Annotated in this window: 9 protein-coding genes; 7 read left to right on the top strand and 2 right to left on the bottom strand. The window is 63.5% G+C overall.

The genetic code is table 11. From position 1 onward, the window contains the following. The 5 genes from PA598K_RS03515 to PA598K_RS03495 all read left to right on the top strand — a co-directional run. Positions 1-200: hypothetical protein (locus PA598K_RS03515; protein WP_148091914.1), on the top strand; the 200-nt coding region annotated here is incomplete at its 5' end. Then, on the top strand, positions 185-1,336 hold the full coding sequence (locus tag PA598K_RS03510) for a VWA domain-containing protein (RefSeq protein WP_128655519.1): 1,152 nt from the start codon (positions 185-187) through the stop codon (positions 1,334-1,336). The genes PA598K_RS03515 and PA598K_RS03510, both read left to right, overlap by 16 nt. A gap of 110 nt (positions 1,337-1,446) precedes the next feature. After that, positions 1,447-4,974, top strand: coding sequence for a DUF4132 domain-containing protein (locus PA598K_RS03505; RefSeq protein WP_128655518.1), 3,528 nt, complete (start codon positions 1,447-1,449; stop codon positions 4,972-4,974). An 84-nt stretch (positions 4,975-5,058) separates the two neighbouring features. Further along, on the top strand, positions 5,059-6,945 hold the full coding sequence (locus PA598K_RS03500) for an SWIM zinc finger family protein (protein ID WP_128655517.1): 1,887 nt from the start codon (positions 5,059-5,061) through the stop codon (positions 6,943-6,945). A gap of 3 nt (positions 6,946-6,948) precedes the next feature. Next, the gene (locus PA598K_RS03495; protein WP_128655516.1) at positions 6,949-7,530 is read left to right on the top strand and encodes a hypothetical protein; all 582 of its coding nucleotides are present in this window, start codon (positions 6,949-6,951) and stop codon (positions 7,528-7,530) included. 349 nt (positions 7,531-7,879) lie between these two features. Here the strand turns inward: PA598K_RS03495 and PA598K_RS03490 are convergent, their stop codons facing one another. Both PA598K_RS03490 and PA598K_RS03485 read right to left on the bottom strand, forming a co-directional pair. Continuing rightward, the gene (locus PA598K_RS03490; RefSeq protein ID WP_128655515.1) at positions 7,880-9,169 is read right to left on the bottom strand and encodes a class II aldolase/adducin family protein; all 1,290 of its coding nucleotides are present in this window, start codon (positions 9,167-9,169) and stop codon (positions 7,880-7,882) included. Between the two features lie 265 nt (positions 9,170-9,434). Beyond that, positions 9,435-9,767, bottom strand: a complete 333-nt coding sequence (locus PA598K_RS03485; protein ID WP_128655514.1) for a winged helix-turn-helix transcriptional regulator — start codon at positions 9,765-9,767, stop codon at positions 9,435-9,437. A 188-nt stretch (positions 9,768-9,955) separates the two neighbouring features. Here PA598K_RS03485 and PA598K_RS03480 point away from each other — a divergent pair, with 188 nt between their 5' ends. Together PA598K_RS03480 and PA598K_RS03475 are read left to right on the top strand one after the other, a co-directional pair. Beyond that, the gene (locus tag PA598K_RS03480; protein WP_128655513.1) at positions 9,956-10,894 is read left to right on the top strand and encodes an aldo/keto reductase family protein; all 939 of its coding nucleotides are present in this window, start codon (positions 9,956-9,958) and stop codon (positions 10,892-10,894) included. A 34-nt stretch (positions 10,895-10,928) separates the two neighbouring features. Further along, positions 10,929-11,780: an NAD-dependent epimerase/dehydratase family protein gene (locus tag PA598K_RS03475; RefSeq protein WP_128655512.1), complete on the top strand. Its 852-nt coding sequence runs from the start codon at positions 10,929-10,931 to the stop codon at positions 11,778-11,780. The last annotated feature ends 43 nt before the right edge of the window (positions 11,781-11,823 follow it).

Below are 11,823 nucleotides of genomic sequence, written 5' to 3'. Positions count from 1 at the left end.
AGATGGTCGCCGACCTGCGGCTGGCGTTTACTTACTTTACCTCGCGTGAGAAGACGTTGATCGCCGGTCGGCTCGCCGGGCATCTGCAGGTGGCGGAGTCGGAGCTAGAGCGGCCGGCGCTGGACGAGCGCGAGCTGGTGCGGGCCCGCGCGCTGGACGAGGCGATCCGGAAGGAGGCAGCGGCATGGAATCTCATCTGAGCGAGCAGACGTTGAACCGATGGCGGCTCATCCTCGGCGAGGATACCCACGAGCAGCTATGCGGCGGGGCAGGCGATGGGGCGGACGGCGAGGCGACGCCCTTCGTCTACGCCGAGCTGGACGAGGCGCTCGGCTACCTGTACGACCGCGAATACGGCGAGGAGCAAGGCTACCGGCATGAGGGCGGACAGGGCGCTTCGCAGCTGACGGTGCCGCAGTGGCTGCACAAGGTGCGTCAGCTTTTCCCCAAGCGGACAGCCGAGATCCTGGAGAAGCAGGCGCTCGACCGCTACGGGCTGACCGAGCTGCTGACCGATCGCAAGCTGCTGGAGTCGCTGGAGCCCAATATGCACTTGCTCAAGCAGATCCTCACCTTCAAGAGCAAGATGCGGACCGATGTGCGGAACAGCGCCAAGGCGATCGTCCGCACCGTAGTCGAGGATCTGCGCCGCAAGCTGGAGATGGAGACGCGCGCGAGCATCCTCGGACGCAGCCGCCGCCATGCTCCCACGACGGTCCGCTCGCTGCGCAACCTCAATCTGAAGCGAACGATCCGTCACAATCTGAAGCATTATGACCGCGGTAGGCGCCGCTTCGTCATCGATCGCCTGTACTTCGACGGACGCGTGCAGACCTACAACCGCTGGAATGTCGTGATCGCTGTCGACGAGAGCGGCAGCATGCTGGACTCGGTCATCTACAGCGCGGTTATGGCGAGTATCTTCCATCGACTGAACGCGCTGCGCACGCATCTGATCATCTTCGATACGCAGGTCGTCGACCTGACCGATCGGCTGGAGGACCCGGTCGATCTGCTCATGAGCGTGCAGCTCGGCGGCGGCACCCATATCGCCCAGGCGCTCCGCTACGGCGAGCGGTTGATGGACAATCCCGGCCGGACGATCTTCGTGCTGGTGAGCGACCTGGAGGAGGGCTACGCGATCCGTCACATGTACCAGGCGTGCAAGGATATCATCGACAGCGGGGCGCGGCTGCTCGTGCTGACGGCGCTCGATTACGGCGGCGAGGCGGTGTACAACCGCGCGGCTGCCCAGACTTTGGCGGATATGGGCGCTCACGTAGCGGCCATTACCCCGGATGCGCTGGCCGACTGGATCGGCGATATTATCCGATGAGCATCGTTAACGGCCTTAACGATGTAACAACTTAACGAATGAACGACCTAATGGCACAATGGCGTAACGGCATGAGTCACTCACGACCCAAGACGAGGAGGAATTTCATCATGTTAACCGAAGACAAGGTTCAGGATCAGACCGTGGAGAAAAGCCTGCAATTATTCATCAACGATATGCAGCTCGATGACAAGGACGCACAGCTGACGCGGCAGTTTGTCGGCGGCGAGGGCGAGCTGGCGCCTCAGGTGCAGCGGCGCGCGGCTTACTTTAGCTTCCGGGCGCTGGACGCGACCAGTCGACTCAGCGCGGAGCGCGGGCCAGGCGACGACACGCTGATCCGTATGGGTGCGATGCTGCTGCGGATGGCGGACAATTACTGGATCGATCATGTCTTCTCCGACGTCCTCGGTCAGGGCTATCGGATCGGCGGATTGAGCGAGCAGTTGACATTCGAGGGGCGGCGCGACGAGCTGCTCCGCGAGCCGCTGCAGCGGCTGCTCGGTTATGTCGGCGATGAGCGTGCCGTCAAGGCGATCGAGGAATTCCTGTGGGCTGGCGGCCTCGGACCGCGCGATCAGCACAATGTGCGGATGCTGGTGCAAGGACTGCTGGCGCTGCGGATCTTCGCCCAGGCGCGTCCGGCGGCGGGAGGCGAGCTGCTCGAGAAGGTGCCGCCGCTCGTCCAGGCCGTCGTGCTGGAGCGTGCCGACGAGGTGACTGCGGCGCTGCGCGAGCTGCTGGAGCTGCCGCTGCGGCAACGGTGCGATTATAATGAGCCGAACTCGTCGCAGGACCTGGATGCCGCATGGATCGCCGAACGGCGGGCGCGGGCGGTGGCGGCTTTCGGCGCGGGGAGCGTAGACGACTCCCGCAATCGAGTGCCCAAAAAGGCCGTACGACAGGCGCTGGAGCTGACCACGGGCCTGCTCCTGTACCGCGTCCATCTGCATGGCGGCAAGAGCGGCTTGCTGGCATCGGACGATGCGATCGATCGGCAGCTGCTCCAGGCGGCGCGCCTCCTGCATGAGGTCTATCCGTTCGAGGTGCGCGATGGTCTGCTGGAGACAGACAGCCGCTGGGCCAAGACGGCAGAGCTGCTGGAGGGGCTGGTGCCGCTGGATGAGCCGTTCCAGCTGATCGAGGATCTGCGCGAAGCGGTCAGCCATCGGATCAACTGGATAAAGGTGCCGAAGATGCTACTGGAAGACCCGGAGCAGAGTCGTCGCGCCTATGCGATCCTGGAGCATCCTTTCCTGCGACTCGTCATCCACAAGACGCTCGCCGATGCGGGCGAAGCGCTGCCGGATGGGGCAGGCGAGGTCGGCGAGGCGGCGCTCGCGATGATGCGGAATCCGTCCTACGGCGGTCGCTATGGTCTGATGCTGGGACGTTATCTGGCAGGCGAGGCGACACTGGAGCAGTATCTGGGCGACAAGGATGCGCGTCAGGTGTTCCACAAGAGCAATCGCGACACGAAGCGAGTCCAGGTCGTCATCGCCGCGACAGTTATGCCGCCAGCGTCAGAAGCGGGCCGCCGACTGACGAAGCTCATCATCGCGCCGGGCGTCAATACGCGCGAGTGTCTCTCCGAGCTGTATCAGTCCGTTGCCTTCGACGGTCCGCAGATGCTCGAGCTGCACGGCGAGCACCCGGAGGTGGATGCAGACAAGCTGCTGGAGGCGCTCATCCTGCTCAACGGCTTGAAGGGCTATGAGAGCTATGCCGCCAACGGGATGGACTGGGACGTCTACAAGCTGCTGCTCGCTCGGCATCTGCCGACGGCAATGAAGCTGTACGGCGAGCTGTCCACTGCGGCGCGCGAGCTGATCTTCGAGCTGGCCATGGAGCAGGGCGAGAGCCTCGATCCGGAGCTGCGAGTCGAGATCTTCAAGACCGGTCTGGCGGAGTCGTCCAAAAAGCTGCGCCGCACCGTGCTGTCCGCCTTTGCGGCGTTGCAGGATGCAGAGCTGTACCGGCAGGTGTATCTAGCCGAGAAAAAGTCGTCGATCAAGGAGCTGACCCTCAGTCTGCTGCGTCGTACGCCGGAGGCGAAGGGGATCTATGCCGAGCTGCTGAAGGTCGAGAAAAACGCCGGTCTGCGGCAGCTCATCGAGGTGCTGCTGGAGACGGCCGAGCAGGGCCCGGCGCAGGCGCATGCGGCGCTCGCGCGTCAGGCCGACGCCAAGCAGACGGCGCGTCTGGCCTGGATCTCCGCTGCCGATCTGCCGACGCTGCGCGATCTGCAGGGCGAGCCGCTGGACGATGCGGTGCGGACCTACGCGCTGCTCCAGTCGGTCGAGCATACGACTGCGCCTAACGAGCTGTTGGAGGAGATGAAGAGCTACGTCGATGCCGGCTCCCTGGCCGATCTGTCCGCCGCGTTGATCCGTCAGTGGATCGAGCAGGAGGCGCCGGCCAAGGAGAAGTGGGTGCTGTACCTCGGCGCGCTTTTCGGAGATATCCAGCTGCTGCCGCTGCTCGGCGACCGGATCAAGGGCTGGGCCGACAACAGTCGCGGCGCGATCGCGGCGGAGGCGGTCAAGATCCTCTCCTATGTGAACGAGACCTCGGCGCTGATCGCGATCGACAACTTCCGTCGGACGATCAAAAACAAGCAGGTCCGCGGCGCGGCAGAGGAAGCGCTCGAGCTGGCTGCTGAGAATGCCGGACTGACGCCGGAGCAGCTCGCTGACCGCCTCATCTCCAGCCTGGGCTTCGACGAGTCTGGCGTTCGCCGGTTCAGCTATGGTCCGCGTAGCTTCCTGGTGAAGGTGACGCGCGAATTCCAGCTCGAGGTCAGCCAAGAGGATACCGGCAAGTCGATGAAAAATCTGCCCGCTGCGGGAGCGAAGGACGACGCCGAGCTGGCCAAACAGGCGAAGGCCGAGTTCAACCAGCTGAAGAAGGATCTGAAGACGATGGCGACGATCCAGGTACAGCGTCTGGAGGAATCGCTCTCCAAGCAGCGCCTCTGGACGGCAAGCGAGTGGAAGGAGCTGTTCGTCAGCAATGTCGTCATGCACCAGTTCGCGGTAGGGCTCGTCTGGGGCGTCTATGGCGATGGCGGACTGGAGACGACCTTCCGTTATATGGATGACGGCACCTTCAACACGGTGGATGAGGACGAGTATGAGCTGCCCGCAGACGCCCGGATCGGTCTCGTCCATCCGCTGGAGCTGGACGAGGAACTGCTGGAAGGCTGGAAGACGCAGCTCGCCGACTACGAGATCCGTCAACCGTTCGAGCAGTTGGAGCGCCAGATCTACGCGACAAGCGAGGAACAGCGCTCCCATACCGTTTACTCGAATGTGCCGGGCGAGGAGCTGTCGGCGACAGGCTTCCCCAAGGCGCTCGAGAAGTACGGCTGGTCCAAGGGGCCGGTCGAGGACGCGGGCTTCTATCACATCTTCGTGAAAAACTATGGCGAGCAGCTCGCCGAGCTGCGCTTCAGCGGCACCAGCGTCACCTATTACGAAGGGCTCGAGCCGATCACGCTGCAGTCGCTGCATTTTTTCCAGAACCGTCGCAAGGCGTATCACAACTACTTCAACGAGCAAGGGCTGAAGCTCGAGCAGGTGCCTGCGCGCGTCTTCAGCGAGTCGGTCTATGACATCCTGCGGGCAGCCGGACGCTAATCGTCGCTCCGCTCGCGGGGGCGAAGGGGAGAGGGACCTGCCTGTCCGGCAGGTGGTTCACGCGCAACAGAAGGGGGCGAGCGCATGAGTGAGCCGAGCTTCCGTACACGCTTCGAGCGGTTCGTGCGGCAGTGCACCGAGGACTACCTGATCCGTCATGCCAACAAAGGACTGTACAACCGGGCGCGCAAGGATCTCGACAAAGGGGCCGCGATCGCTTACGACTTCGGCGACGCATCGGTCGTCTGCCGCATCGACGGCGATATGGTCTGTACGCTGACCGACTCGCTGGATCAGTGGAGCTGCAGTTGCCCCTCGCCATCGATCTGCAAGCATGTGCTGATGGCGTTGCTCGCCTACCCGGAGTCGGCATCGGCCGTCGTCGATGCGACCGAGGGCGGCGCGGATGCAGCTAATGTAGCGGGCGCTTCGAATGTGTCGGACGCGTCGCACGCTTCGGGCGCGGCGGACGTGTTGCAAGCCTCGGGAGAGGCGGACATGGCGCAAGCAACAGGTGCGGCGGACATGCCGCAAGCATCGGGCGCGACGGACATGCCGCAAGCATCGGGCGCGATGGACGCGACGCAAGCATCGGGCACGGCAGACATGTCGACGCCGGGCTTCGGGTGGATGCTGCAGGGTGAGCTTCAGCCGCTGCTGTGGAGCCTCTCCGAGACGGCGCTGGAGGAGGCGTGGTTCCGCTTGCGCTATGAGGAGACTCTGGAGGTGAAGCGGGACACGCTGCTCACCGTGCGGCTGACGGGCAGTCAGGTCGAGGTGTCCTTCCGCGCCGAGTCGGGGCCGCTGGATGCGCTCTGTACGGTGAAGGGCAAGGAGGCTGATATCTGGAAGGCGGAGGCGCTGCTGCGCTACCGTCGTCAGCAGGGGCTCGACGATACGGCAGCGCTGGAGAGAGCGGCGCATACCGTCCGTTACCGCATTGAGGCGGTAGTCGCCTGCCGCGATCTGGTCGGCGAGCTGCTGCGGATCGGGCTGGCCCGGCTACCCGAGTCGACGTTGTACCGACTGGAGACGATGGCGGTGACCGCCCGCAGCGGCGGGCTGCCCGAGATCGAGCGGCGGCTGCGCGGACTGCGGGGCGAACTGGAGCTGTTCTTCGGCCGCCATGTGCGCTTCTCGATGCCGCGCATGCTGCAGCGGCTCAGCGCGCTGCGACTGGCGCTTCGCCAGCTCGAGCAGGGCGAGCTGGCGCCGCTGCGCCAGGCCGAGCTGGTCGGCTCCCATCGCAGCCGCTACTACACCGTGCCGCGTCTGCGGCTATATGGCCTCGGGGCCGAGCCGTGGCAGACGGCTTCGGGTTATCGCGGCATTACCTATTATCTGTATTGCGAGGACGATGGCGAGCTGTATACGTACAATGATGTGCGTCCGACCTATTACGAGGGCGGCGCTTACGACTACAGCGCCCACTACACCGCATCCTCGCCGTGGCTAGCCGGACTCGACATGCGCCGATTCGCACGATCGCAGCTCGTCTTCCGCGACATCAAGGTTAGTCGGGACCGGCGCATCTCGGCGACGTCCGGCGCATCGCTGGAGGTAGCGACGCGGCTGCCGGTGGAGGAGCTGGCGTTGCCTGGCCTCCGCAGCTCGGCAGCCGAGCTGTCCGCGCCCGGCGGTTACGCGCCTCGCCTGTTCGCGCCTGCGCCGGAGCGGCTGGCCGTCGTGCCGCTGCTGCAGATCGTCGAGCGGCACTTCGACACGTCCGGTCAGCAGCTGCGTCTTACTGCCCAGGACGAGGCGCAGACCGGGCTTGTCTTGTCGTTGCCTTACAGCGCCGAGTGGGCGCGGGCGATCAAGCGTCTGGAGGAGCCGTCGACGACCGAGCGTCTGGAGCGGTTCCACGCGCTGGTGCGCGTGGAGGGGCAGACGGTGCGGCCGATCAGCTTCCTCAAGGGCGCGGAGCTGACCAATCTCCAGCTGGACTTGCAGGACCAAGGGAGGCGATGAGCGATGCAGACACTGGACAGTTATCTCTCCTCGCTCCAGGACTGGTGCGAGGAGACGCTGCTGCGCGGCCTCGATCAGCTGTCGCTGGATGAGCTCGAGGCGCTCGAGCAGCGAGCTGGACAGGCTGAGGCGTGGCAGCTCGCCTACTTGGCGGAGCTGCTCCGGCAGACGACGCAGACCGGGCGCGCCGCCCGGCTGGGCAGCAGCGGCGTGTGGAGCGGCAACGGTGTGCGGAGCGGCAACGGTGTGGGGAGTGGTAGTAGCGAGCGGAGCGCTGGCGAGGGGAAGGGGAAGGGGAAGGGGATCGGCGAGCATGGCAGTCGGGAGGAAGCTCGCGGGGTCAACGTGCCCGAAGTGGCGAGCGTGCCCAATGCCCTCGGCGTCCCCGACGTCTCTGGCGTGGCCAACGTCCCCCGTGTTCCTAACGTCCCCGGAGTCCCTAGCGTGCCCAACGACAACTACGCTGGAGAGAGCGCCTTGGCCGACGCATTTTGTATGTTGAGCCAGTATGTTCTGCTGGCGCGGGAGCAAGGCGATGTGCCTTCGGATGACAGCGAGCCGGAGGAGGCTGGAACGACAGAGTAAACAGGGATGTTAGGGGATGGCCACAGGACAGCCGCCACGCACGACCGGTCGCTCCATAGCACATTTGTTGCGTTATGGAGCCGATGGTGTCACCACTAACGCTCCAACGAAAGTTTCTTTCGTTACCGGGCCGAATAGCGTCGCCACCGAGTCTCCAACGAAAGTTTCTTATTTACAGGGACGCTTAAGGACGTGACAGCAACAGGTAACAACCAGACTTCATCTGACGTGAAGTATTTATCCATATTAAGCTTGCAACGCAATGAGAAATGACGGCGAAGGGAGTCCATCCCTCGCCGCCGTTTTTGTGTTTATGGATAAAAGTCCTAATTGACAGAGAAGCCCCGTCTTAAGGCAATCTGAACGCGATCTTGATCTCGTCGATCCGTGCGTCGTCGATCGGCATGATCTCGCCAAGCTGACGGGTCGCGATCATCGCCTTGGCGCTGTACTCGGCCACCTCGAGACGGTCGAAGGCGTGCAGCAGGCTCTGGCCTGTGGCGATGACGCAGTTGTTCTCGACGAGCGCGATCGGCGTATCCGGCGCGAATACCTCGGCCGTCGCTTCCGGTTGCGCATATACGGCGTCGAAGGCGAGCTTCGGACAGCTCCGCAGCAGGATGTAGCTCTCCGGGATCGTCCGCGAGTCGAACGGCGCATCGGTGACGGCATAGGCCATTATGTTCGGCGGATGAGCGATGATGATCGACTGCACATGTGGATGCTTCGCGTAGATCAGACGGTGCAGCTCGACGGAGTGGCTCGGACGTTTGCCAGCCTCTCTGGCCTCGCCCGAGATCGCGACGATATCCTCCGACTCCAGGTACTGTCTGTCCATATCATGGGGCGTGATGACGAAGCGGTCGCCATCGATCCGCTGCGAGAGCGTGCCCTGCGTACTGGTGAACAGCCGCTGCGCGTAGGAGCGCTTCACCAGCGTGCAGATCTCGCGGCGTGCCTCGCGCTCAGCGGTGCCGTAGCCCTCGGACTGGAACTCCGGCATCGCAGCGCTGTCGGTAGCCGACGCGAGGTCGAGGCTGGCAGGAGCGAGCAACTGAGGCTCGCCGAGCCGTCGCGCATTGATCTCCAGCCGCGCGCAGAAGTCCAGCGTCTCAAAGCGGCGGAACGCCTCGGACAGGTCGCGGCCGCCGACCACGACGCCATGATTCTCCAGCATGACCGCCTCGCTGCCAGCCGCGAATACGCGAGCGATACTCTCGCCCAGCTCATCGCTCCCCGGCAGCGCGTAGTCGGCCATCCCGATCTTGCCGCAGATCCGGCCTTCATAAGGCAGCAATCGCGTATCCGGGATGCGGCGCGCCATGCTGAACGAGACGAGCGCCGGCGGATGGGCATGCACGACCGCCCGCAGATCGGGGCGCTCGCGGTAGATCATCTGGTGGAATGGCAGCTCGCTCGACGGGCGGTGCAGACCGACGATCGTGCCGTCCTTGCGTACGCATACCATATCCTTGCGGGTCAGCGTTCCTTTGTCGACGCCAGCGGGGGTGATCCAGAGGTCGCCCGCCTCATCGAGCAGCGACAGATTGCCGCCGGACATCGTCGTCATGCCGTGCTGGTAGATTCGGTCCATCATCCAGATCAGTTGGTCTGCCGGAGGCAGTAGTTCGAATCGCATCGTGATGCCCTCCTGTGTCAGCCGTGTAGGCTGTATCGTATTGTTTTCATCATACCACTGCAAGCGAGGCCGACCTGTGAGATAGCTCACAGGAGGTCATCCTTCCGCTGCGGTATTTTTCCCTACTATGTACGTGTTGCGTGGGGATCGGCTCCTCCACCGAATGTTCACACGAGCTCTGGTCCTTCAGCGCCTAACCCAGCGCTGCGTTCCGAACACCAGATTGCGAGAGCGCTTACGAAGGGCGTATAGCCCTAGGTCCCCCCTAGGTCCATTTCGCCGCCCACAGCTTCATTTCCTTCAGGATTTGATGCAGATCCTCGCCCTTCGGCGTCAGTGTATATTCGACGGTGACCGGCACGGTCGGATGGACCTCACGCTCGAGCACGCCCATCTCCTCGAGATGGCGGAGCGTCGAGGTGAGCGAGCGCGGGCTGACCGAGGGGATGGCGCGCTGCAGCTCACCGAACCGCCGCGTCCCGCAGAACAGCTCGCGCAGTACGAGGAAGGCCCATTTGCCGCCCAGCACCTCCAGCGTTTTTTCGATATTGCAGGCGATGGCGACCGGTTCCTTGGGAATATAATTGTTCATGCTCATAGCTCCTTCTCTCCTTGGTTTGCTAGTTACCTAGAGTATAGTAGCTATCGTTGATATAATAAAGTGATTCTTTTTTCACTACTTCCCATCTGCGCCTAACTTCACTAGAATAGGACATGCGAGCTCCAGACGTAACAGTAGCAAGCGAGGGCTCACTCGACTATGAGATCAAGAGGAGAGATGAGAGCATGGACTATCGCAAGTTGGGCAAGAGTGGACTGAAGGTAAGCGAGATCAGTCTCGGCAGTTGGTTGACCTACGGCGGTTACGTCGAGCGCGACAATGCCATCAAGGCGATGCAGACGGCATACGAGCTCGGAGTGAATTTTTTTGATACTGCAAACGTTTACGAGCGCGGCGCAGCCGAGCAGCTGATGGGCGAGACGCTGCGGGACTATCCGCGCGAATCGTATGTGCTGGCGACCAAGGTGTTCGGTCCGATGGGCGACGGTCCCAATGACCGCGGCCTCTCGCGCAAGCACATCATGGAGCAGGCGCATGCGAGTCTGAAACGGCTCGGCGCCGACTATATCGACCTGTACTATTGTCATCGTCCCGACCCGGATGTACCGCTCGAGGAGACGCTGCGGGCGCTCGACGATCTGGTCCGTCAAGGCAAGGTGCTGTACGTCGGCGTCAGCGAATGGTCGGCGTCGCAGATGGCGGAGGCGCATGCGGTGGCGGATCGCTATCTGCTCGACCGGATCGTAGCCAACCAGCCAATCTACAATATGCTCAATCGATACATCGAGAAGGAGGTTATCCCGTTTGGCGAACGGAGCGGCGTCGGTCAGGTCGTCTTCTCGCCGCTGGCGCAAGGGCTGCTGACCGGCAAATACAAGAGCCTCGCAGACATCCCGGCCGAGAGTCGCGCCGCGAAGCTGGAGTGGGTGCGCGAGGGCGTGACCGAGGAGAAGATCAGCAAGGTCGTCGCCTTGGGCGGCGTGGCGGAGGAGCTTGGCTTGTCCGTCAGTCAACTGGCGCTGGCGTGGATCCTGCGTCAGGGCAATGTATCGAGCGCGCTGATCGGCGCGAGTCGTCCCGGGCAGGTCGAGGAGAATGTCAAAGCCTCGGGCGTCAAGCTGGCGGAGGATGTGCTGACCCGTATCGAGGAGATTTTGGGCTAAGCGCCCACCCATTCGCGAGAGGAGCGATTGCAGGATGAAGGTAGTCATTACGGGCGGCAGCGGCATGCTCGGGCAGTGGGTCGTGCGGCATTTCGTCGAGCAAGGGGATGAGGTCGTCAATGCCGACGTCAAGCAGCCGGAGCAGCCGCTGTGCCGGACGGTCATCGTCGATCTCAATGAGCTGGGACAGGTCTACGGCGTGCTGGCAGGCGCGGAGGCGGTCGTCCATCTTGCGGCGATCCCGGTCGCCTACTCGCATCCGAACGAGGTGACCTTCCGCAACAACACGATGTCGACCTACAATGTACTGGAGGCGGCGGCCGGGCTCGGCATCCGCAAGGCGGTCATCGCCTCGAGCGAGTCGTCGTACGGCATGGTGTTCGCGCAGCAGCGCTTCGCCCCGCGCTACGTCCCCGTGGACGAAGCGCATCCACAGCTGCCGCAAGACAGCTACGGCTTGTCCAAGATCGTCAATGAGCAGACGGCGGATATGTTCCACCAACGGACCGGCATGCAGGTCGTGTCGCTGCGGCTGGGCAATGTGATCGCCCCCGAGGCGTACGCGCGCTTCCCGGCGTTCATCCACGATCCGCAGCAGCGCGACCGTATCCTGTGGAGCTATATCGATGCCCGCGATGCGGCGGCGGCCTGCCGTCTCGCCATCGAGGCGGAGGGGCTCGGCAGCGTAGCGCTCAACCTGGCGGCGGACGATACGAGCATGGCGGTGTCGAGCCGGGAGCTGATGGCGGCCCAGTACCCCGAGGTCGACGACTTCCGGGCGCCGCTGTCCGGGCACGAGTCGCTGCTCAGCAGCGAGAAGGCCAAGCGCCTGCTCGGCTGGCAGCCGGTCCACGCCTGGCGCGATTATGTCAAGATGAACGATTAATGCGATTAATGATGAAGAGCCGCTCCGGGCCTTGGGCCTGGGG

This window comes from Paenibacillus sp. 598K (assembly GCF_003851045.1).
In the GTDB taxonomy this organism is placed as follows: domain Bacteria; phylum Bacillota; class Bacilli; order Paenibacillales; family Paenibacillaceae; genus Paenibacillus_D.
Note: the sequence above shows the minus strand (reverse complement) of the source record. Positions and strands in the feature narration are given on the sequence as shown.